Origin of the sequence: Finegoldia dalianensis (assembly GCF_046255015.1) — a bacterium.
Classification (GTDB): domain Bacteria; phylum Bacillota; class Clostridia; order Tissierellales; family Peptoniphilaceae; genus Finegoldia; species Finegoldia magna.
Genome location: NZ_JBDLBQ010000012.1, coordinates 2,107 through 3,328 on the forward strand (window position 1 = coordinate 2,107; position 1,222 = coordinate 3,328).

Below are 1,222 nucleotides of genomic sequence, written 5' to 3' on the forward strand. Positions count from 1 at the left end.
ACTTCATACTTCTCGCATAATTGCTTTTCTATCCCACAGTTTCGGTATCAGATTTAGCCCCGTTCATCTTCGGCGCATTACCACTTGACCAGTGAGCTATTACGCACTCTTTAAATGTATGGCTGCTTCTGAGCCAACATCCTGGTTGTCTGAGTAGTATTACATCCTTTCCCACTTAATCTGTATTTTGGGACCTTAACTGGTGGTCTGGGCTGTTTCCCTTTTGACTATGAAGCTTATCCCTCATGGTCTGACTCCTGTTCATCGATTTTCAGGCATTCGGAGTTTGATAAGTTTCGGTAGAATTACTTCCCCTAGACTATTCAGTGCTCTACCTCCTGTAATCTAAAACAAGGCTAGCCCTAAAGCTATTTCGAGGAGAACCAGCTATATCCGAGTTCGATTGGCTTTTCACCCCTATCCACAGGTCATCCGATAGCTTTTAAACGCTACCCGGTTCGAGCCTCCAGTAAATTTTACTTTACCTTCACTCTGCCCATGGATAGATCACCCGGTTTCGGGTCTACAACACATAACTTTCGCCCTATTAAGACTCGGTTTCCCTGCGACTTCACATCTTAAATGTTTAATCTTGCTACGTATCGTAACTCGCTGGCCCGTTCTACAAAAAGTACGACATTAGAAGTCTTCTTCCTCTGTCTGCTTGTAGGCGCAAGGTTTCAGGTTCTGTTTCACTCCCCTCCCGGGGTTCTTTTCACCTTTCCCTCACGGTACTATTCGCTATCGGTCACCAGGTAGTATTTAGCCTTAGGGGGTGGTCCCCCTATCTTCCCACAGAATTTCACGTGCTCCGTGGTACTCTTCTTAAAGTGTCTCTATTCTGATTTCGACTACAAGACTGTTACTTTCTTTGGTTCTTCTTTCCATAAGATTTGTCTATCAGTTTAGGCTTACTTTAATGGGCGTCTCTCTGTTCGCTCGCCGCTACTTGGAGAATCGAGTTTTCTTTCTTTTCTTGTTCCTACTTAGATGTTTCAGTTCAGAACATTCGCCTCCATACGCTATTGATTCACGTATGGATACTAGAGTGTGTCTAGTAGGTTTCCCCATTCGGATTCCCCCGAGTTACTGGATATTTGCTCCTATTCGAGGTTTTCGTTGCTTGTCACGTCCTTCTTCGCCTCCTGGTGCCAAGGCATCCGCCTTGCGCCCTTAGTTTCTTGACCGGAAATATATACTGTTATTCGATTTTCAATGTGTA

General features: G+C 44.6%; 1 other annotated feature (cut by a window edge).

From position 1 onward, the window contains the following. Positions 1-1,187: a sequence feature (mutual gap in cmsearch alignment for this rRNA model is longer than 100), on the reverse strand; it reaches 1,946 nt to the left of the window's first position. Positions 1,188-1,222: the final 35 nt, after the last annotated feature.